Annotated in this window: 15 protein-coding genes; all 15 read left to right on the top strand. The window is 34.4% G+C overall.

Going from position 1 to position 22855, the window contains the following annotated elements; translation table 11 throughout:
• Nucleotides 1–173 precede the first annotated feature (173 nt).
• The 15 genes from ACYSNW_RS00335 (at nt 174) to ACYSNW_RS00265 (ending at nt 22853) form a co-directional block, all read left to right on the top strand.
• Complete coding sequence (locus ACYSNW_RS00335) at nt 174–4421, top strand: acyl-CoA dehydratase activase-related protein (protein WP_461742268.1); 4248 nt, start codon at nt 174–176, stop codon at nt 4419–4421.
• 200 nt (nt 4422–4621) lie between these two features.
• Entirely contained in the window at nt 4622–5329 is a 708-nt protein-coding gene (locus tag ACYSNW_RS00330) for a GntR family transcriptional regulator (protein WP_461742266.1), read from the top strand.
• A gap of 73 nt (nt 5330–5402) precedes the next feature.
• A complete protein-coding gene (locus ACYSNW_RS00325) occupies nt 5403–7094 on the top strand; it encodes a PTS sugar transporter (protein ID WP_461742265.1) in 1692 nt (563 codons plus the stop codon).
• Entirely contained in the window at nt 7075–9102 is a 2028-nt protein-coding gene (locus ACYSNW_RS00320; protein ID WP_461742263.1) for a BglG family transcription antiterminator, read from the top strand. Before ACYSNW_RS00325 ends, ACYSNW_RS00320 begins: the two co-directional genes overlap by 20 nt.
• A gap of 4 nt (nt 9103–9106) precedes the next feature.
• The gene (locus ACYSNW_RS00315) at nt 9107–9538 is read left to right on the top strand and encodes a PTS sugar transporter subunit IIA (RefSeq protein ID WP_461742261.1); all 432 of its coding nucleotides are present in this window, start codon (nt 9107–9109) and stop codon (nt 9536–9538) included.
• A gap of 848 nt (nt 9539–10386) precedes the next feature.
• Nucleotides 10387–10530: a hypothetical protein gene (locus ACYSNW_RS00310; protein WP_461742259.1), complete on the top strand. Its 144-nt coding sequence runs from the start codon at nt 10387–10389 to the stop codon at nt 10528–10530.
• Between the two features lie 245 nt (nt 10531–10775).
• Nucleotides 10776–10928, top strand: a complete 153-nt coding sequence (locus ACYSNW_RS00305; RefSeq protein ID WP_461742258.1) for a hypothetical protein — start codon at nt 10776–10778, stop codon at nt 10926–10928.
• A gap of 58 nt (nt 10929–10986) precedes the next feature.
• The gene (locus ACYSNW_RS00300) at nt 10987–11172 is read left to right on the top strand and encodes a hypothetical protein (RefSeq protein WP_461742256.1); all 186 of its coding nucleotides are present in this window, start codon (nt 10987–10989) and stop codon (nt 11170–11172) included.
• 15 nt (nt 11173–11187) lie between these two features.
• Nucleotides 11188–11397 (top strand): Cna B-type domain-containing protein, encoded by a 210-nt coding sequence (locus ACYSNW_RS00295; RefSeq protein WP_461742254.1) that lies wholly within the window; start codon nt 11188–11190, stop codon nt 11395–11397.
• 27 nt (nt 11398–11424) lie between these two features.
• Nucleotides 11425–12270, top strand: coding sequence for a Cna B-type domain-containing protein (locus ACYSNW_RS00290; RefSeq protein ID WP_461742981.1), 846 nt, complete (start codon nt 11425–11427; stop codon nt 12268–12270).
• A 20-nt stretch (nt 12271–12290) separates the two neighbouring features.
• Nucleotides 12291–13979 carry a SpaH/EbpB family LPXTG-anchored major pilin gene (locus ACYSNW_RS00285; RefSeq protein ID WP_461742252.1) on the top strand — a complete coding sequence of 563 codons (1689 nt, stop codon included), beginning with the start codon at nt 12291–12293 and terminating at the stop codon, nt 13977–13979.
• Between the two features lie 355 nt (nt 13980–14334).
• Nucleotides 14335–16095: a PTS mannitol transporter subunit IICBA gene (locus ACYSNW_RS00280; protein WP_461742250.1), complete on the top strand. Its 1761-nt coding sequence runs from the start codon at nt 14335–14337 to the stop codon at nt 16093–16095.
• 22 nt (nt 16096–16117) lie between these two features.
• A complete protein-coding gene (locus ACYSNW_RS00275; RefSeq protein ID WP_461742248.1) occupies nt 16118–16555 on the top strand; it encodes a PTS sugar transporter subunit IIA in 438 nt (145 codons plus the stop codon).
• A 10-nt stretch (nt 16556–16565) separates the two neighbouring features.
• Nucleotides 16566–17717, top strand: a complete 1152-nt coding sequence (locus ACYSNW_RS00270; RefSeq protein WP_461742246.1) for a mannitol-1-phosphate 5-dehydrogenase — start codon at nt 16566–16568, stop codon at nt 17715–17717.
• A 1071-nt stretch (nt 17718–18788) separates the two neighbouring features.
• Nucleotides 18789–22853 (top strand): hypothetical protein, encoded by a 4065-nt coding sequence (locus ACYSNW_RS00265; protein ID WP_461742244.1) that lies wholly within the window; start codon nt 18789–18791, stop codon nt 22851–22853.
• Nucleotides 22854–22855 lie beyond the last annotated feature (2 nt).

The following is a 22855-nucleotide window of genomic DNA, read 5'->3' as shown; positions in this document are numbered from 1 at the left end:
AATAAACAACAATTTTAATAAGTTTGTTGCTTATCTCACAAATTGAGTTGTTTTGACTGTTGCATTTTTGTGAGAACCTTTCTAAAATAGACATATATAGTATATCAAACACCTCGTAGGATAATCAACAAACTGTTGCTTAAAATGAGGATTAGATAAGGAGGATCCGTGTAATGACTTTAAAAGTTGGGATAGATGTAGGATCCACAACCGTTAAATTAGTAATACTGGATGAAAAAAATCAAACACAGTTTTCCAAATATGAAAGACATTATTCTGATGTTAAAGCAGCAACTGAAAAAATACTGAATGATGCGATAGTGAAAATGGGTCAAGGACAATCAATTACGATGACAATTACTGGATCTGGCGGGATGGGACTAGCTGAGGTTTTAGAGATTCCATTTGTTCAAGAAGTGATTGCGTGTACGAAAACAGTTGAAGAAATTATTCCTGAAACTGATGTTGCTATTGAACTGGGTGGCGAAGATGCTAAAATTACTTTCTTTGAAGGTGCCTTAGAACAACGGATGAATGGCAGTTGTGCTGGTGGAACAGGTGCTTTTATTGATCAAATGGCAGTATTGTTGAAAACAGATGCTAATGGAGTCAATGAACTAGCTAAAAACTATCAAACCATTTATCCGATTGCTTCTCGATGTGGTGTTTTTGCTAAGACCGATGTTCAACCGTTGATTAATGAAGGCGCGGCAAAAGAAGATATTGCAGCGAGTATTTTTCAAGCTGTAGTTAATCAAACGATTGCTGGTTTAGCAGCGGGACGAAAAATTAAAGGAAAAATTGCATTTTTAGGCGGTCCACTTTTTTTTATGTCTGAATTGAGAAAGAGATTTATTGAAACCTTAGATGTGAAACCAGAAGATGTGATTTTTCCAGAAAATCCCCAACTATTTGTAGCGATGGGGGCTGCGCTTTACTCTGAAGCCGGAAAAATTACTACTTTAGATCAAATTTTAGAACGTTTAACTACAGGCGAACAAGAACAGTTGAAACCAACAGACACGCTTGAGCCTTTATTTAAAAATGAAGCAGAGTTACGTGCATTTAGAGAACGTCATGGACAAGCTCAAGTTGTTGAGAAAAAATTAAGTGAGCATCATGGAGTGGCTTTCTTAGGAATTGATGCAGGTTCAACAACAACAAAAGTTACGCTAATTGATGAAGAAGGACGCTTACTTTTTTCATTTTATGGAAATAATCAAGGGCAACCATTAGAAACAACGATGACTGTCTTAAAAGATTTGTATCGTCAACTCCCAGAAGATGTGTTTATTGGGAAGACAGCAGTAACAGGATATGGAGAATACTTAATTAAAAATGCGTTGAAAGTGGATATTGGCGAAGTGGAAACAATGGCGCATTATAAAGCGGCAGACTTTTTTCAACCAGGAGTCGATTTCATATTAGATATCGGTGGTCAAGATATGAAAGCTATGACTATCAAAGACGGCGTATTATCTTCCATCCAATTAAATGAAGCCTGTTCTTCTGGTTGTGGTTCGTTTATTGAAACTTTTGCTAAATCACTTAATTATGATGTGAAAAACTTTGCATTAGAAGCTTTAAGTGCAAAAGCACCAGTCGATTTAGGTTCTCGTTGTACCGTATTTATGAATTCAAAAGTAAAACAAGTTCAAAAAGAAGGCGCTTCTGTTGGAGAAATCTCTGCAGGATTATCTTACTCTGTCATTAAAAATGCTATCTATAAAGTAATCAAAGTTCGTCGTCCTGAAGAATTAGGTAAGAAAATTGTTTGTCAGGGCGGTACATTTTACAATGAAGCAGTTTTACGTGCATTTGAAATGATTAGTGAACGTGAAGTGGTTCGTCCATCGATTGCAGGTTTGATGGGTGCATATGGTTCTGCGTTAATTGCTCTGGAAAATTATGAAATTGGAACAGAAACGACATTGCTTTCTGCGGAAGAGTTAGATCAATTTACTGCCGAAAAAGAATTTACTCATTGTGGACTATGTGAAAATAATTGCATGATGACTGTTACGATCTTTTCAGATGGACGTCAATTTGTTACTGGAAATCGTTGTGAACGAGGAGCAAAAATCAAGGTAAAACGTGAAAACCGTCGCACGAATTTAGTCGATTACAAATACCGAAAATTATTCAAATATCGTTCATTAAAAGAAAAAGATGCTGTTCGCGGGAGCATTGGAATTCCGCGCGTATTGAATTTATATGAGAATTATCCATTATGGCATACTTTTTTTACCGATTTGGGCTTTCGTGTAGAATTATCTCCACGTTCTAATAAAGAGTTGTATGAGCAAGGAATGGAAACAATTCCTAGTGATACGGCTTGTTATCCAGCAAAAATTGCTCATGGACATATTCAAGCCTTGATTGATTCAGGTGTACCAAGAATTTTCTATCCAGGAATCGTCTTTGAGCGGCAAGAGTCAGACAAAGCAGATAATCATTTCAATTGTCCAATTGTTCAAAGTTATCCTGATGTGATTCGTAATAATGTGGATGATATTCGTGATGGAAAAGTTGATTATCGTAATCCATTTTTAAATTTAGCAGATGAAGCATCTGTAGCAAAAGTGTTAAGTGAAACATTTGCTGATTTAGGGGTTACAAAAGAAGAAATCGTTCAAGCCTTACGTCATGGTTATGAAGAATTAGATGCATTCAAAGCAGATATCCAAACCAAAGGCGAAGAGTTATTAGCAAAATTAACTCAAAAAGGTGAAAAAGGAATTGTTTTATCGGGTAGACCTTATCATTTAGATCCAGAAATCAATCATGGGATTGCCGAAGTTATCACGCAAGAAGGTTTTCATGTGTTAACTGAAGACAGTGTTTCTCATTTAGGTGATGTTGGCAAACTACGTGTTGTGAATCAATGGGTTTATCATTCTCGACTATATGCGGCTGCCAGAGTTGTAGCTAAATCAAAAAATTTAGAACTCGTACAATTGAATTCATTTGGTTGTGGTTTAGATGCGGTAACGACAGATCAAGTGGAAGAAATCATGGATCAATATGGAAAAATCTATACGGTTCTGAAAATAGATGAAGGAGCTAATCTAGGTGCGATTCGGATTCGTTTGCGTTCGCTAAAAGCAGCGGTCAATGAACGGGATAAAACGAATTTTGAACCTGTTTTACGTCACGAAGAACCAGAAAAAATCATTTTTACCAAAGAAATGAAAAAAACACATACACTACTTTTACCAATGCTTAGTCCAATCCATCAATCTGGATTAGTAGATGTTGCTTTACAAGCATCTGGCTACAATGTGGTCTGTTTACCGTCAGATGATCGTGAGGCAATCAATGTTGGCTTGAAATATGTCAATAATGATTCTTGCTATCCTGCAATTATTTCGGTAGGTCAATTAGTTGAAGCACTACAAAGTGGGCAATATGACTTAGATAATGTAAGTGTGATGATGACTCAAACAGGTGGTGGGTGTCGTGCAACTAATTATATTCCTTTACTAAGAAAAGCGCTAAATGATGCTGGGTTCCCACAAGTTCCCGTTGTATCAGTTTCGATGGGGAATAAAGGTGTTGAATCAAATCCTGGGTTTTCATTTACTTTACCAATGTTAAAACGAGTGGCAATAGCCTTTTTATATGGTGATTTATTTGAACGGGTGGTTTATCGTACTCGACCGTATGAAGTTGAAGCAGGTTCTGTTGATGCTTTGCATGAGGCTTGGCTAAAGAAAATCGAAGGAAATGTTCGTAGCGGGTCATTAACTGGCTTTAATCGTAATATGAAAAAAATTATTCGTGATTTTGATACGATTCCGTTAAAAGATATTAAAAAGCCAAAAGTTGGAGTAGTTGGAGAAATTTTAGTGAAATATTCACCAACGGCCAATAATGATATTGTTCGACTTCTAGAAGCAGAAGGAGCAGAAGCGGTTGTTCCTGATATTGTCGGTTTTATGAATTATTCGCTATATAATCAAATTTTTAAATATGAAAATCTTGGCATGACGAAAAAAAGTAAAAATCTTGCTCAATTTGCCATTCGAATGATTGAAGTCATTGAAAAACCTATGGATAAAGCTTTACGCAATTCTGAGCGTTTTGAGGGAATTACTTCAATCCATGAATTGGCTGAAGATGCTAGTAAAATTCTTTCAATTGGAAATCATACTGGTGAAGGTTGGTTCTTGACAGGGGAAATGATTGAATTATTAAAATCAAATGTCAATAACATTGTTTGTATGCAGCCGTTTGGCTGTTTACCAAATCATGTAGTAGGTAAAGGGGTAATCAAAGAATTGCGTCGCCAATATCCGAAAGCAAATATTGCACCAATCGATTATGATCCAGGTGTATCCATCGTAAATCAATTAAACCGGATTCGTTTGATGATGGCTACTGCTAATAAAATGATGGCAGAAGAAATGACAATTAAATAAATAATTTCGTAAATAAAGAGCTCAGGATCGTTTTTTTCGATCTAGGACTCTTTATTTTCATTAGAAATAAATAGAGGAAGTAAAAACTAGATAGACCAACTTTCTTCACGAGCGGATAAATACTGTTTAGTTTTTGAAGTTTCAGTTGTTTGTTAGGTATATACCAGTTATAATGAAAGAGAGTAAAAGGAGGAGTAAAAATGGGATCAAATATACCAGTTTATATTCAAATACACGATAAAATAAAAATTGATATTGAAAATGGCGTATGGTCAATTGGCGATCGCTTGCCATCTGAACGAGAATTAGCGACTCATTTTAAGGTCAGCCGAATGACCTTGAGACAAGCGATTCAGACATTAGCGGATGAAGGAATCTTGGAGCGAAAAATTGGTTCAGGAACGTATGTTGCACGAAAAAAAGTACAAGAAACAATGACAGGAACAACGAGTTTTACAGAAATTATGCTTTCACAAAATCGTAACCCTTCCAGTCGCACGATTTCTTATTATATTGCAAAACCAAGTTCAAGTGAGATGGAAAAATTAAACTTGAGTTCAGAAGACCAAATTTTGCGTATGGAGCGAATTCGTTTTGCAGATGATTTACCGATTTGTTTTGAAGTTACCAGTGTACCGTACTCACTGATTAAACAATACAGTAAAGCTGAAATCACGCAGTCATTATATAAAACATTAGAAGAAAAAGGCGGTAATAAAATCGGACATGCTAATCAAACTATTTCTTCAATGTTAGCATCAGAAAAAATTGCTGATTATCTTGAAATCAAGCGTGGCGATGCTATTTTACGATTACGTCAAATTTCTTATTTAGAAGATGGACAACCATTTGAGTATGTTCGCACACAATATGTTGGTGGGCGTTTTGAATTTTATCTTGAAAAATAACTAATTTTTTTATGTCAATAGGCACTTGTTCCTAAGGGATTCACTTATAGAATCGAAATAGAAAGGGGCGCATATGTTTTTTAGGCTAAAACAGCAACGGCTTGAACGGCTATCTTTAGGTACCAGAAAAATAGGACATTACCTCAGTGCAACGATTATGCCGAATGTCAGTATTTTTATTGTTTGGGGTATTTTAGAGACCGTTATTCCCTTTGTCAAAGGAGATTTCCAAAATGCATTAATCCAAGTCAATGAGTTATTTATTCGCTATTTATTACCACTCTTGATTGGCTATACAGGTGGAAAGTTGATTGAACCAATCAGAGGTGGAGTAGTTGGAGCGATAGCAGTTACTAGTATCATTGTTGGTTCTTCTGTCTCACCGTTATTTGGAGCGATGATTCTAGGACCCTTAAGCGGTTATTTATTGCGAAGTTTTGATAGCCTATTTTTGAAGAAGGTACCGATTGGCTACGAAATGTTGGTACGAAATCTTTCAGCAGGTCTAATAGGTGGCGGTCTTTGCATTTGTAGCGTGCTTTTTTTCAGTTCTTGGATGGAAACGATTTTACTACTTATCAATAAAGGATTATCTTTTTTGATTGCGTATGGATTATTGCCTTTAACCAACGTTTTTTTTGAAGTGTTCAAAGTCTTCTTCTTTAATAATGCAATTAATCATGGATTATTGACTCCTTTAGGACTTGAGCAAGCTGAAATAACGGGCTCTTCGATTTTATTTTTGATTGAAGCGAATCCTGGACCTGGCATGGGGATTTTATTCGCTTTTCTATGCTTTGGTAAAAAAGAATTGCAAACAAATGCTACTGGTGCCTTATTTATTCATTTATTTGGTGGGATTCATGAGGTTTATTTTCCTTTCGTTTTATTGAATCCTTATTTATTTTTAGCAGTGATTATAGGCGGAGTAGCTGGAACCAGTGTTTTTCAATTATTGAATGTGGGTTTAAAAGCACCAATATCACCAGGTTCAGTGATTATGATTTTATCTAATACACCTACCAAGATGATGCTGGGAGTGATTTTCGGTATTTTGGTGAGTATGATTTGTACATTCGTTTGTGCCGCCATCATTCTTAAAAAAACGCAGAAGGAAATAGAAAGCGAGAAAGGTTCTTTGTCTATGGGGAAAATCGATGAAATTATTTTTGCTTGTGATGCTGGCATGGGATCAAGTGCAATGGGAGCTAGTTTATTAAGGAAACAGCTTGATTTAGCCGGGCTTACAATCCCTGTCAATTACTGCTCTGTTCACCAATTAATTGATTGTACAAATTGTTTGATTATCTCTCAAGAAGAACTGGCTGAAATGGTAGAGCAAAAAGCTCCTTCCGCTAACAAATTAACAATCGACTATTTTTTGGATCAACAAACCTATCAGAGGATTGTCGATCACCTGTTATTTATAAACGAAACGTGCAAGAATGAGGATAAAACGGTAAGTCCTCAATTATCCTATGACAAAATCATTTTTTTATATAGTGGCAGTATCCGTGGTTCTCAAACAATCGCAGTTACTTTATTGCAGCAGTTGTTTACGGAAGCAGGAATTTTTATACCGGTAGAAAAACAGGACCTAGCTGGAGAGCTAAACCCAAAGAATCTCTATATTATCACGGAAGAATTTCAACAAAAAGCATCTATTCACAATGTTCCCTTATTAGTCGTCGAACATTTGGTAATGACGGAGAAGTATCAACGTTTAATAAGAGGGGAGGAGTCTCATGTTTTTATCACCTCGTGAATTGATTTTACTAAAAGAATTGGTAGATGCGCCAGAACCGGTATCGATTGAACGAATGAAATCTTTATTAAAGGTCAGTAGACGCACAGTTTATCGGGAAATCACACAATTAGAGCAGTCGTTAGCTAGTATCGATGCTCAATTAGAAAAAGTTGGACGTGGTCAATATCGCTTAGTGGCGGATGATGCAACCTTAACTAAAATAGCCGTGGAGATTGGTGAAAGTGTGACACAATTATCAACAACAGAACGTCAACATGCTATTTTACTGGAATTGTTAACAAAAAATATACCGATAAGTATGCAATCCTTTTTAGATCGCTACTTAATCAGTAATACAACTTTTTTTGCGGACATTAAGCAGTTAGAAGAGCAAATTGCTCGTTTACCACTAAAAATTGAACGAAATCGTGGATACGAAATTAATGGCTCAGAAAAATATCGTCGTTTGCTAATGGCGAATATTTTGGTACAAGAAATTAATGAATATCAATTTTTCAACTTTTCTTATGAGACAGAAAAGAATTTCTCTTTGCAATTTGTTAATCATGATCATTTGCGTTTTGCTCAAGAGCTGATACATGAAATTGTCGAACCTACGAGTCAAGCCTTAAGTGATCGAAAATTAGTTTTTTTGACGTTGATGTTGACGATTGCGATGGATCGAGTCCCAATAGGTTTTACTATTATGGAAGAAACGTATCCAAATCAACTGAATAAAGGAATGCTTGATATTTCAAAACAATTATTTGCCAAAGTCGGTCGATTAACCAAGCAGCTTTATGCAGTCAGTGAAATTATTTTTTTTGCGAATCTTTTAAGTGATTTTGCGAATTCATTTGATGATGATTTTTTCTCAGACACTTTCAATAGCCATTTAGCTTATCAAGTTAAATCGTTAATTGAAGCAATTAGTGCGGCGACAGAAGTCAACTTTTTTGAAGATGCTAATTTATACAAAATGTTATTGACACATATTTCGGCTGCATTAAGTCGAGCGATTGTACCAGAAGCAAGTTTAAATAATCCTATTTTAGAGCGGATTATGAATCAATATGAAGAAATTGGTCAAGCGCTAAAAAAGAAATTGCCGCTTATTTTCCCGAATCAACCTTTTTCAGAAGAAGAGATTGCTTATATGTTATTGCATTTTGCCAATGCTCTTGAACGAAGCCCGCGAGTGATGGAAGTAGATATTGCCGGGATTTCGCCTAGTGGTTTAGCTTCGACAAGTATGCTTGAGATGCGTTTAAGAAAGTATTTTCCTTTTATCAATCGAATCGATTTTTATCGTGTTGCTGATTTGAATCGTCTGAATTTAGCCGAACAGTATGATTTGATTATTTCTACATCGCTACTATTAGGATATACAGGGAAATATAAATTGATTTCACCTCTTTTAGCGGAAGATGAATTAAAGGAACTTAGAGAAGAATTCAAAAAAATCAGCCGTAAAAAAGAACCGATAAAATCTGCTCCTAAAAAGACGTTAGAGCACCAAGAAGATTATCAAGAAGTCATGAGCTTTATTGAAGATATTCATTCATTATTGCTACGCTTTTACTTAGAGAAAATAAAAAATCCTAAAACTATTTCTGAAACGATTTTAATGGTTACTAAAACTTTTTCAGATGAAATAATAGGAAATCCGGAACAAGTTGCTGAAAAATTGTTACAACGATATCAACAAGCACCGATTGGTATTCCTGAAACTAATTTTGCTTTATTTCATACCGCTCATAGTGAGATTAAAAAACCTTGTTTCTGTATTTTTGATTTAGAGGAACCAGTAACGATTTTAGGAATGGATCATCAGGAAATGGAATTACGCCGAGTACTTATTATGTTGGCGCCAGATCCGATTACAGCAAATTACAGTAAAATTTTTGGTAAAATCAGTGGAGCCATTATTATGAATGATTTAAATACCGAAATTTTTAATTCCGGGAATCAAGCCATTATTTATCAATTGTTGGCTACGTTGTTGATTGAAGAGATTAAGGAGTGATACAATGATTGACTTACCAAAAGAGCATATTTTGTTAAACCAATCGTATGAAAATGCGCATGAGGCAATTATAGCTGTCGGCGAACTCTTAAATCAATTAGGGTTAACAACTCCCCAGTATACGCAAGCTATGCTTAAACGACAGCAAAAAGTAAGTGTCTATATTGGTAATTTTGTTGCATTGCCTCATGGAGATAATCAGCTAAATCAAGCGATTTTAAAAGAAGGAATTTGTTTTATTCAAGTTCCAGATGGTGTTAATTTTGGAAATGAAGCCATTCCTCAAATCGCTACTTTACTAATTGGGGTTGCTGTGAAAGAAAACCAGTTGGAATTGTTACAAGATATTGCTTTTCATTGTTCTGATTTAACTAAAGTTATGAAGCTTAGTGATGCTCAAACTGAAATCAAAATCCAAGAGCTACTACTTGATTAAAAAAGACAAACAATAAAATGGAACTTTCTAAAAAACGATTTGAAAAAACTTATTACCTTTCATTATTTCTACTCTTATTAAAATTAGTTTGTACCATAAAAAAAGCACAGGTTATCAAAAGTTGATTTATTCTTTTTGATAACCTGTGCTTTTTTACTATCATTAATAATGATAACAAAGCGTATTCTTAAAAAATATAACTTATTACTTAAAAAAAGCAGAAAATTAAAGAATATGTTTAAAAAAAAATATGTTATCTTACATAACGTAGATGTACAAGGTGGAGAGTCTATAAAAGTATGTAAATTTGTTTAATTTAGGGGAATGTGTTAGGAATGACAATCTGCTCACAAAATTGTTGGTGGATAACATTTGTTATTTGTAGAGAGAGAATTAAATAATATACTATTAGATAAAATAATTAGACAACAAAAATATAGATGAGATGTCTTCATTGAAGAATTAGTTTTGTAAAAAACACATTATTAGTAAATAGAAAAAATTATTAGACTAATCTTCTTTTCTATATTTTTTGAATCAAATCTTAAAAATTTTTGGAAGGGGTTAAATATGAAACATGTGCATCAAAAATATACGATTTATGTAAAAGAATATGCCACTATTTATATTTTTGATTTAGGGGAGGATGTCTAATAAACAGTAATTTAGTTAATCGTAACAAGCGTATTTCACAAATTTTGTTCTATTTAATTTTTTTCGTATCTATTTTTTTCATTGGAAATCGAGAAGTTTTTGCCACAAAAAATGAAGTTAAAGCATATAAGAATGACACTGTACTAACACCATAAGTTGTAAATCCAGATGGTTTTACATCCTGGACCTATTGTTTGGAATTTGATAGTTGGATGCCGGATAGGAATAGTTATCAAGTAATTGATATTTCAAATGAACTAAGTTCTGAAAAAGATTTAACTAAATTAAAACAAGCTATGGCAGCAATTTTTGCTGGATCACCAACGAATGATATTTAGCCTACTTTTAGCAGTCTAAATAATTCTTGGAAAGCATATAATGAACCATGATCAATCAAATTGACAAAAGAACAATATCAAATAAATGTTACTCAAATGGTTGTGTGGAATATAATGACAAATGAAACAATGTCTGATTTTTCTCAATATCTAAAAGATTTATTGAACTATGCAAAAAAAATCCTATCAACTTAGATGCAGCTCAATTAGACAAAATCAAAATAATAAATAATGATGGTGAATTAGTGAATGGAAGTAATCCATTAAGTATTGATAATTCAACGAATAAAAGTCAATTATTTTCAATACAAGGTTATGATTTTCCTGTAAAAAAATCTAGTCTGCCAAATGGATTAACTGTTTTAGATAGTTCGGGGAAAAAAAGCAACACTTATTGAACCAAATAAAAAGTATCAGGTAATTGCTACTAATGCATTTAGTAGTGGTGAAATCGAGGTGACAGGTATTGCACTGGAAAATGCCTATTATTATAAAACTGAAGAAATAAAAAAAGAAGATGGCTATAAAGCCAAATTTCAGAATTTACTTGGTGGCTCAACTAAGAAAAAAACAATTAAAATCCCTGTTAAGCGTATTGAATTTCTAACTTCTGTTAGTGGGCAAAAAAATTGGGATGATTAAGATAATTATTATAAGTTGCGTCCAAATAAAATTCTTGTCGATTTATATCAAAATGGCAACTTCTTAATGAAGCAAGAAGTGACAGTAGATAATGATTGGCGTTATTCTTTTGAGGATTTACCTAAATTAGATAGTAACGGAAAAGAATATGTACATACTGTTAAAGAAGAACCAGTTAATGGATATGATACAACAATAAATGGAACGACAATTACAAATAAATAACAAACTACAAAACTAAACGGCCAAAAAATTTGGGATGATCAAGAGAATAAGTTGAATTTTCGTCCTCAAAAAATCACAGTTAATTTATATCAAAATGGAAATTTCTTATCTAAGCAAGAAGTAATTGCTGGAACAAATGATGACTGGAAATATTCCTTTATGGATTTACCAAAGTTTGATAGTAATGGGAATGACTACAAATATACAGTTACTGAAGACCTAATAAATGGATATGAAAGTAGCATTGACGGAACAACAATTACTAATAAATTAAAGCTTACTGAGATAAAAGGACAAAAAATTTGGGATGACCAAAATAATAGATACAATTTACGACCAGATAAAATCACGGTGAGTTTGTATCAGAATGGAAATTTTTTAGCTAAACATGATATTACAGCTGGTTCTAATAATGAATGGAACTATGTATTTTCTAATTTGTTAGAAGTTGATGCTGACGGGAATAAATATGCGTGCACTGTGAAAGAAGAATCTGTGAATGGTTACGAATCAAGTATTGATGGAACAACGATTACGAATCATTTGCAAGTCACAAATATTTTAGGCCAAAAAATTTGGCAAGATAATAACGATCAACACCATGCTCGTCCAACATCAATTACAGTTCGTTTGCTTCAAAATGGAGAAGAAATCGACCAAACCGAAGTGACCGCAGGCGATGATGGGCAATGGCTGTATAAATTTATTGATTTACCGAAATATGACGCAGCTGGTGATGCCTATAAATATACAGTGAAAGAAGATCCTAATGAAGCAACGTCTTCTCTATCTACATTCGGCTTGTTATTGATTGTAGGAGTTGGAAGTACTTGGTACTTCAATAGAAGAAAAGAAACACAAAAAAACAATTAATTAATGGAGGTAACAAACGAATGAGCAATCGATTAAAACGAGTTTTTGTTAGTCTTATGATGGTCGTACCAATGATTACTGCGATGGTAGGATTTGGCATGGATAAAGCCTATGCCGCTGAAGATACGGTTTCAATTACACTAAATAAAAAAGCAGTCGACACCTACCCAACTGAAATTCAAAATACCGGGGAAGCCATGAGTGAATTTGATCAATACGATTCAATTCAAGGCGTAGAATTTACAGGTTATAATGTTAGCTCTGAATTTTGGCAAGCTTATAACACTGCTTTAAGTGGTAAAACAACACCAACAGAAGCGGAACAAACAGCTGCCATGAAAACAGCACAACAATCATTATTGAACACTTACGCTACTTCTTATCCAACAGCAAATCAATCAATTGGCGAACAAACAACCAATGATAAAGGACAAGCAACCTTTACTGTTGATCGTAAAAATGGTAAAACATACCAAGTTTACTTATTCTTTGAAACAAAATCGCCTGCAAATGCCACAAAAAAAGCAACACCTATGCTAGTTGTTTTGCCTGTGAACAAAGCAGATGGTACAGAAAATACAGCGATTCAATTATACCCCAAAAATGAAGTTAAAAAAGACTTCACAAAAGAAATGGTCGGTCATGAAGGCGCAGACTCAGATACAAACACATACACACACAATGTTGGCGATCGTATTGAGTATTACATTGATTTTACTGTTCCAAATGGGATTGGTGAAACCTATGAAGACAATGGTGTAAAAACAGTTTATCAAGAATTGAACATTCATGATGCAATGGACAAAGTCGGTACAACATTTGTCGGAATCGATAAAATTGTTTCAACAACCGATGTAAACACAAATATTGAATCAGTTTTAAATTCTCACTATACACTAACAAGTGAACCAGATAGAACAAACCCATCAAGCTTTACAGTTTCATTCAACTTAAAAGGAACAACTGATGATGCAACAAGTCAAGCAACAGCGAAAGCCTTAGCACCCTATGCTGGACAACAATTACGTATTTACTATTCAGTAGTCATTAACGAAAATGCGGTTCCAGATCAACCAATGCAAAATACAGCGACTGAAACAACCAACCGTAAAGGGGATGTTTCAACGAAAACAGATAAAGCCCCAAAACTAATTGTTGGTGGAAAGCACTTTGAAAAATATGACGGAAACGACGGCAGTGCTTTAGCAGGAGCAGAATTCGTTGTTAAAGTAGTAAAAGATATTAAAGATGAAAATGGCACAGTTGTTGCAATAGCTGGTCAATTTGTACAATTCACTACAGAAGCACAAGGCAAAGGCACAGCGTTAACAGCGTATGATCAAGCAACCGCAAAAGGAATGAACTATGTAACAGATCAAAAAGATGCGACGGTTTTCACTTCAGATGCCAATGGACAATTTTTAGTACAAGGGTTAATGTATGCAGATGAAAATGCGTATGCAATGGTGGAAACAAAAGCACCAGAAGGCTATGCAGTCGTTAATGCAGAAACAGCATTTACAATCAACGAAGGTAGTTTTGGCACAAGTGCCGATAGTTTAGCGGTAAAAATTGCTAATACAAAAAAAGGTTTCTTACCAAGTACTGGTGGAAATGGCATTTATGCTTACTTAGCAGTTGGAGCTATCGTATTAGCATGTGCTGGTTTCTGGTTTGTTAAAACTAGAAGAAATAGCGCTCATGTCTAAAAATTTAAATTAAGGGAATACTTGCTCAAAATTCTAAATAATAACAAAAAGGTACAGAAGTTATTCTAAACTTCTGTGCCTTTTTTTGTGCTCTAAAAACTAAAAAAATACGTTCTATCATTTATTTTTCAATAGTTAGTCGATTTTTTACATCTAGGAATGGTGCAGTGTACAAACGATACATAAGTGGATGAATTACCTAAGTTTTATGCGAATAGTTACATTTTTCAATTACCAATCTAGTTTAGTAAAAAAGAGACTTCGGTTTTGACACAAAGAAACGTGCCAAAGTGTGACTATTTTCTGAAAGTGTTAGCGCATACAATGAAACCATAAAGAAGAGGAGGAATGAATAATGGAACAAGTAAATAAAAAATCGTTGAAAGCGAAAGTTCAAAAACTCGGAAGTACATTGTCAAGTATGGTAATGCCGAATATTGGCGCTTTAATAGCATGGGGTGTGTTAACAGCACTATTTATTCCAGACGGTTATTTACCAAATGAAGCTTTTGCAACGATGGTTGGTCCGATGTTAACGTATCTAATTCCATTACTAATCGGTTATACAGGTGCAAAAGTAGTAGCTGGTGATCGTGGTGCAGTTGTAGGGGCAATTGCAACAATGGGTGTGATTGTTGGTACGGACGTACCGATGATGTTAGGTGCAATGATTATGGGGCCTCTAGCAGGTTTTGCAATGAAACAATTTGATCGTCTATTCCAAGATAAAATCAAAGCTGGTTTTGAAATGTTAGTCAATAATTTTTCAGCTGGATTGATTGGTTTTGGATTAGCATTACTTGGTTTTGTTGCGATTGGTCCTGTCGTTGATGGATTGACACAAGCGATGGCAACTGGAGTAGAAGTGATTTTAAATGCACATCTAATTCCGTTAACCAATATTTTTATTGAACCAGCAAAAATTCTTTTCTTAAACAATGCAATCAATCATGGCATATTAACACCATTAGGCACAGAACAAGTTAGTGAAGCTGGTCGATCTATTCTATTTTTACTAGAAGCAAATCCTGGACCAGGACTAGGCGTTTTACTAGCATTTAGTTTATTTGGAAAAGGTTCGGCAAAAGCTTCAGCACCTGGTGCGATGATTATTCACTTCTTTGGTGGAATTCATGAAATTTATTTTCCATATGTCATGATGAAACCGTTCTTATTCTTATCAGTAATTGCTGGAGGTGTTACAGGTAGTTTTGTATTCCAACTATTGGATGCTGGGCTAAGAGCACCGGCTTCACCAGGTTCGATTATCGCGATTATGGCGATGGCACCAATGGGCGCGCACATCCCCGTTATTTTAGGAATTGTTGCTGCAACTGCTGTTTCATTTGCTATTTCAGTGGTTATTTTAAAAGCAGATGCCAAAGAAGAAGATTTTGAAGCAACGGTTCAAGCCACTCAAAATGCCAAAATGCAGGCTAAAGGACAAGGAATGCCAGCAAATATACCAGCAATGCAAGGGATTCAGCAAATTATATTTGCTTGTGATGCAGGTATGGGATCAAGTGCTATGGGGGCTTCCATTTTACGTAAAAAAGTGAAGGAAGCAGGATTATCGCAAGAAGTGACCAATCGAGCGATTAATAATCTAACTGGAGGTAGTGAAACCTTAGTTGTGACACAAGAAGAACTACAAGAAAGAGCGCGCCAAAAAGTACCACAAGCGAATTTTGTTGCAGTTGAAAACTTTTTAAATTCGCCTAAATATAATGAAATCGTACGCACATTATCTGGTAAAGATGAGCAGGAAAACCCCACGGTATCAGAAGATGTAACCAACGAATATCCAACCGATGAAAATGTAACACTTGGCAGGGTTCAACAGATTATTCTAGCACATGATGATCGAAAAGGTTCAGCAACAATGGGACAAAAAATTGTTGAAGAGTTACTTGAAAAAGAACATTTAAACGTACCATTGAAAAAAGTTCATATTGATCGACTAGAAGCAGATGAGCAAACGTTGGTCATTGCAAAAGAAGAATTGGCTGAACAAGTAAATCAAACAGCCCCGAATGCCATGCATGTGACAGTCGCTAGTTTTATTCATTCACCAAAATACCAACAAATTATTTCACAAATGAAAGCCGTCGTTTGATAGACGTGAAGGAGGAAGCGAAATGAAACAATTATCAAAAGAAATGATTGTCTTAAATCAGTCATTCGAAACGAAAGAAGAGGCCATTCGATTTTGTGGTGAAAGGCTAGTTGAGGCAGGTTGTGTAGAACCTTCTTACGTAGATGCGATGATTCAAAGAGATCAGATGTTATCTGTTTATATGGGGAATTTTATTGCAATTCCCCACGGAACTGAGGAATCAAAAAAACAAGTCAAAAAATCAGGTATTTGTATTGTGCAAGTTCCTGATGGCGTTAATTTTGGAACAGAAGAAGAAGAAAAAATTGTCACTGTTTTATTTGGGATTGCCGGCTTAGGGGATGAACATTTGGAATTAGTACAACAAATTGCTTTGTATTGTAGCGATATGGATAATGTAGTTGATTTAGCGGATGCTTTAACAAAAGACGAAGTTGTAGAAAATTTGGCGATTGCTTAAGGAGGATATTATGAAAAAAGCTGTACATTTTGGTGCTGGAAATATTGGTCGTGGATTTATTGGGGAAATTCTACATAAGAATGATTATTTCATTACATTTGTAGATATCAATCAAGAAATTATTCAAGCGTTAAAAGACAAAAGCGAGTATGTAGTAGAAAGAGCAGATGAATTTCATGAACAAATAAAAATTGACCAAGTAACAGGTCTTAATAGTGTAGAAGAAGCGGAGCAAGTTGTGGCGGCGATTGCGGAAGCGGATATGGTAACGACTGCGATTGGTCCTAATGTTTTACCAAAAATTGCTTCATTAATCGCTCGGGGAATTGATTATAGAAAAGAACAAGGGAACACTGAAAAAATTGATGTTATTGCGTGTGAGAATATGATTGGTGGCTCAACTTATTTAAAAGAACAAGTACTTTCTTTTATTCAAGATGTAGAATATTTAGAAAGCTATATTGGTTTTCCTGATGCAGCTGTTGATAGAATTGTTCCATTGCAACATCATGAAGATCCTCTATTTGTTCAAGTAGAACCATTTAGTGAATGGGTTGTAGATAAAACGACATGTAAATCAACGGAACGTTTGACGGATGTTCATTATGTCAGTGATTTGGAGCCATATATTGAACGAAAATTATTCAGTGTAAATACAGGTCATGCCACAGTTGCTTATACAGGTGCATTGCAAGGATATAATACAATTGATGAAGCGATGGAAGATCCTTTAGTTTTAGTTCAATTACGTTCTGTTTTGAAAGAAACGGGGAAATTATTAATTGCGAAATGGGGCTTTGATCCAGTTGAACATGAGCAGTATATGGAAAAAATCATTGGTCGTTTTCAAAATAAATACATTTCAGATGCAATTAGTCGTGTAGCACGAACGCCGATGCGCAAATTAGGCAATCAAGAACGATTTGTCCGTCCTATTTTAGAATTAAGTAAATATAATGTAGTTCCTTATCATTTATTTGAAACAATTGGGATGATTTTTAACTACTATGATCCTGAAGATGAACAAAGTTGTCAATTGAAGGAATTGATGGGAACAGCAGATCTTGAAAAAAGTATTATCGAAGTTACTGGCATTGAAAATGATCAAATGATTGATATGATTAAAGAAAATATTGAAAAATATGCTTATGTAGCAGCTTAATAAATATAAGAAACTCGATCGCTAAAGTTAGCACGTAGCTGAAACATTTATTGGCGGTCATTTTTCTTTGGAGTTATTTTGGTTCCAATAACCATAATTAATAAATAGAATTAATCGGAAAATATCTAAAATGATTCATTTTAATTTTAAAAATGACGCTTAAATAGATTTTATATTATAAAAATAAGAATTAAGGATAAGTAAGAAAAAAAATCCTTAGTTCTTATTTTTTTTTACATTCGTGAAATTTTCTAATGGAATTTATAATTTTTTAGTCTGTTTATAGTTCTATTTTTAGAAAATATAGGTTATTAATCTTAATCTGATAATTATATGGATTAGATAATAATAATAATTTGTGTTTTTATGTTTTTGTAAAATAATTTAATTAATAAATTAAAAATATGATTAAGGTTATCTAGTTAGTCTTAAAAAAATAAATGTTTCTTATTGACTTTATTAGTATTCTTTTTTTATAGTTTGAATTTAAAGTATTTATCTGTTAATAAATAAATGAACTTTATTTCCCTTTTTTCTATGATTTTCTATAGTTAGTTATATTCATCTTTGTAAATGATTTATAATTTTAATTAGTTTAAATAGTTTGCTTTTTGTTTTATCAAAAATGGTTAGAAAAGGTATTGATTTCTGGTTGCGAAAACTATTTTCTCATTTTTTTTTATTTAATCAAAAAAAAATGGTAAAAAAATAATGTAATAATGATAGACATAACTGTTTAGCTCGTTTAACATGTATAACAGTATATGCATATTATTTCGAATGATTATAAAATTATTTTTATTTTAATTTGTTTTTAATTTCGACGCCGATTAGTTAGTTCGGCATTTTGGATTTTTATAGATTCTGTATTTGAATCAAATTGATTGTTTGGTTTAGGAAATTAAATAGGACGAATAATTTTACTTCAATTGATAGATTCTTACTTATATAGAAATAAATACCTGTATAAGGGATCAGTGTTATACATACAGTAGTTGTGAGTTGTAAGCTGTAAAGGGGGTGGTTTGTTGGAAAAGGAGAACTGAAGGATAAAAAGAAGGGGGTGAAAAAATGAAAAAAGAAAAAAGAGTTGAAAAAGTGAAGGTAGGTCTAGCGTTTAGCGTATTGTTTGTTCTCTTGTTTATGTTATGGACCGATATTTCAGCTTATGCCGAAGAAGGGCAGCCAGTTGGGACACCGATAAAAACAGCAACAGAATGGAACAATGCTATGAAAGATACGACTGGTGTGGATTATTATGTGGCTGTTCCTGAATTAAAAATTACTACTACTTCGGAAGTGTCTACAAATAAACATATTGATCTAAATGGTAATACAGTCAATTTTGTTGGCGATAAATCTGCTGTAAAGATGGTTGGATATGAAAAGCATACGGATTTTACAATTTTTAGTTCATCTAAAGAACAAGGGGTATTGAAATCTTCAGGGCACGATACTACTGATCCTAATGTTAATCCGTTCATGGGATTTATCCGTGATGCGCGACCTGATAAAGATAGTAATGGTAAAAACGATAAATATTCTAATTTAAGTGATAATGGTCAAAATTCTAATTTAGTAGTGACATTTAAAAATATAAAAGTGGATTCGAAAGATGAGTTTACATATCTAATGTGGACTAAGGAAGTCGTATTTAAAGGGAAAATAAGTATTCATACAGAGTTTAAAGGTGTTATTGCCGCTAACATAACATTGTATGGGAATGAAGATGATCCTAATGATCCTGATAATGCTGTCGTTCGTTCTACTACGGGAACTAATAGAGGCGACGCTGGCTTTGGGCGAGGATATGGCCCAGCTAACTTTTTATTAGCAACTGAACCAGGCTATGATATTTTAGATAGACGAGAAGCAGATGAACATAGGTTTCTTATTAAAAAAAATGCTGAACTTTACGCCGAAAATAATGGAATTGATACTGGAACCCTCAATCATAGTATCATTTTACATTTTAGACATTTTGAAAATAATGGTGTCTTTAAAGCGAAATGTTTCAATTCTGGTAACGTATTGAGATCGAATATGGGAAATGTTGATAATGATAAACGAGGCAGCATTAATCTGAATTCTGATTCTGTAACGGAAATTGCTACAACAAGTAAATATGCTCAATATGGGATGATAGGAGTCTATAGAACAGATGTAAATGTGGATTCTCCTAGAAAATTTGATTTTCGATATTTTGGTACTGGGGCTTTTTTCCGAATACACAATGGTTGGAACTCCGAAAGTGATTTTAATGTTAAAAATATGAATCATGCGGTTTGGAGTAAAGGTTCAAAGGGGATTGGAAACCCAATAAGAATCTGGCAATCAGTTGATACATTTACACTAGAGGGAGTGACGGTTAATAAAGATGGATCTTCAAATTCATCGAATGCAGATATGGCAAAAAACTTTTCTATCAATAACTATAGCCGCTGGTCGAATGATATCGATCTTCCTGAACTTATCATGACAGATAAAGCAACCTTTAATCAATCTGAAAAATACTATGTGATGCCGAATAATGAAAAACTTGATGGTTTAACACGTTATAAATTACCAGATGGTTCTTATGTAGAGAATCGTGTCGCAGAGGATGCGGAATTAGTGTTGACTCTAGGTAGTAAAAGGTATGTAACCAACGCAGATGCTGAAGGAAAATGGTCGTTTGATAATTTAGACCTATCCAAAATTGCTGGCGGAACGAAAGGAACTTTGGTGTTAACTGATACAGATTTACGTACAGATAAAGTCAGTATTCAAATCGTAGATAAAACCCCACCAACAGCAATTGTTAAAAAATTGACAACCTACAAAGGGAAAATAGCAGCTGCTTCTGATACAACGGGGATTCCTTCTTATGTTCCAAGTGCTTTTAGTTCGTATGAAGATGAAACTTCGGCTAAAAACAAAATCGTAAGCCAATGGGTTACCACAGATGCCGAAAAAAATAAATTGGTTGAAACAGTGGGACTAAAAGACGGCTCGAATGGGACTGATAAACTAGTTGCTAGTTTGAAAGATGAAGCAGGGAATGTTGCAGAATTTACGATTCCGTTGTTAGTCATTGATGAAAATGATTCAATCGGTAATACAGGATCTGTTCATGGAATCGATTTTGAAGTAGATATTAGAGAGTGGTCGGCAGAAACTGCTCGTACGATTGTGATTGATAAAGGAGAAGCAAGAGGATACTCTCTTAGTGCTTCTACTATTACCGATGTAACAAACGATGCGAACAAATTTACTATTACGACAACTGCCGTCAAAGATAAGATTAATGTTCGATATCCTATCACTTTAGCTTGTGGAGATGCCAGTAAAACTATTTACGTTACGTTTACAGACACTGAACCACCAAAGGCTAAAAGTAAAGTCACATCTGTTTCGCTAAATGATAGTGATGCAATCAAAAAAGGTGATTTGAAAAGCTTCTTGACAGATGTTTCAGATAACGTAACTCCTGTAGATAAAATTCTTGCAGAGTTAGTGACCGGACAGGAGATAGAGGAATTAGTATCGACAACAGGAATTAAAGAATTACAAATTAAGTTGACCGATGAAGCTGGAAATTCCGATATATTTACGACTGAAATCTTAGTCTATGACGATAGTTGGACCGTTACAAAAGATACGGCCATTACTGGTCAAAATTTTGAGATGGATCAAATCGAGTGGACAAGTGAGACTGAACGAGAACTAACGATTGCATATGGAAATGTTCTTGCTTACGATATTGCAGGCGAAAAAGCCATTGATATTACAGCAAATGCCGCTGAATTTAACATTGATACTTCAAGTGTTGAAACTAAGCAAGTACAGGCTTATAGAATCATCCTGACGGCAGGGACTGCTGAGAAGGTGATTACGCTAACATTTAAAGACACGCTTCCACCAGAAGGAATTGGAAAAATTACTGTTATTGATTTGAATGACAAAGAAGCAATCGAAAATGTTTCTGACTATTCTGTTTTTCTATCTGAGTGGAGTGACAATGTAACAGAGAAGGCTGATATCAAAATCACATTAGCGCCTGGTCAAGATATTGCGCAAATCGTTTCGGTTGTTGGTAAAAGTAGTTTTACCTTGAATCTAATCGATGAAGCAGGTAATGTCGGCGAAGTTGTCGTACCGATTTTTGTAAAAGAGTTAGAAGATGAAGTGTCCAAAACACATCTGAATGTTTTAGGTGCTAATGATTTTTCTGTTGCTGCAATTGATTATCCAACCGATGAACAAGGGATTACGCAGATGATCTTAGAAAAGAGTGAGGCGGCTCTTTATGATACGGTCACTGGCGAGAAACTTGATTTGGCAGAAGTTGAAATTGATAAAGAGACATTACCAGCGCCTAACACTGGCTCAACGATTGCGCCTTCTGGAATCTATGAAGTAACGCTATATTACGGTACTGGAGACTCAAAAGTTGCGAAAAAAATCATGATAACTGTTGTAAAAAGTATTTCGAATGTGACTGTAAAATTTGTGAATGAACAGAGCAAAGATTTAAAACCAGGAATTATTCTTGAGGGAATGATTGGTGACGGCATTGATTTGACTAAAAATAAAGACATCGAAAAAATGATCGAGTTAATTAAACAAGAAAACTTTGTTTTAAAAACACGTCCTGAAAATGAAACCAATGTCATTATCGAAAAAGATGGCACAGTGGTTGAATATCGATTTGAAGGGATTGTCTTTTTATCATCTACGCCGGATAAATTAGATTTTGGTCTAGAAACTTCTAGTGCAAGTAACGTTCGTGTGGATGAAGTGACATTAGATAAATCGTTAATCGTATCAGATACTCGAGCAACGAAAAAAGAATGGTACTTGTCTGCAAAAGTTATTGAAGATTTTAAAGCAATTGATGGTTCAGAAAAAACGTTATCAGGGATTCTTCGTTATAATGACGGAACTTCGAATGAAAAGATCTTTACTGCTGGAACGACACATCTATTACTTTCAAAAACATCTGATCCATCGGATTCATTAAAAGTTGATTATGATGTAAGTGATTTATGGCAAGTTAATGGTATGGGATTCAAGTTAGAGGTTCCAGGAGATCACGTGAAGAAAGTCGGCAAGTATCAAGCAACGATTGAATTTATGCTAAGTAATACACCATAAAG

The organism is Enterococcus sp. LJL99, assembly GCF_054871725.1.
Note: the sequence above shows the minus strand (reverse complement) of the source record. Positions and strands in the feature narration are given on the sequence as shown.